Below are 643 nucleotides of genomic sequence, written 5' to 3' on the forward strand. Positions count from 1 at the left end.
AGTTCGTTAGTCATTGATCGGGCCGCTCACACTTTGAGTAATTTTATAAACTGGGGTAAACATCCACATATAGAGAGGACGTTTTTCGAGGAAAACAACTGCCTGTGCTTTAAGTCCATTTGATAGCTGCAGAGTTTTACCATTATAATAAAAGGTTTTATTTTTTATCTTTACTATAGTTTTATAAAGGGCTAATTCTTGCTGATTGGTTCCAGTGCTCACATTAGTATATTCTGACATTTCCTGCCGTGCTGCGGGGACGGAAGATATTGATATGACTTCACCAGGGAATTGTCCAAATTTATCGGAGGGAAAAGCATCATAGCGAATGTTTATAACATCACCAGGCTTTACATAAGGTATGCTATTATTTGGCAGCCATAATATTAGATAATACTCAATGTTACCTGTGGGTTTAATTTGAGCCAAGCTGCTGCCGTTATCAACCATTTGTCCTTTAGTTACTGAGAGTGACTCAATACGCCCTTCTGTCGTAGCCTTTATAATAGCATTGCCTTTCGCATTTGATTCAACCAATTGATTTTTGAAATCATTTATTTGATTTTGTTGTGCTGTTATCTGATTGTCAAAGTCAGCGATTTTAGTTATTTTGTCGCTGTTGTATTGCGTGATTTGCGATTCT

General features: G+C 37.0%; 1 protein-coding gene. It reads right to left on the minus strand.

Translation table 11 applies throughout. From position 1 onward, the window contains the following. Window positions 1–6 precede the first annotated feature (6 nt). A partial coding sequence (locus CWM53_RS28145; protein ID WP_133124391.1) for an HlyD family secretion protein occupies window positions 7–643 on the minus strand: 637 nt, incomplete at its 5' end.

This window comes from Klebsiella sp. A-Nf5, assembly GCF_002810545.1.
Classification (GTDB): Bacteria; Pseudomonadota; Gammaproteobacteria; order Enterobacterales; family Enterobacteriaceae; genus Klebsiella; species Klebsiella variicola.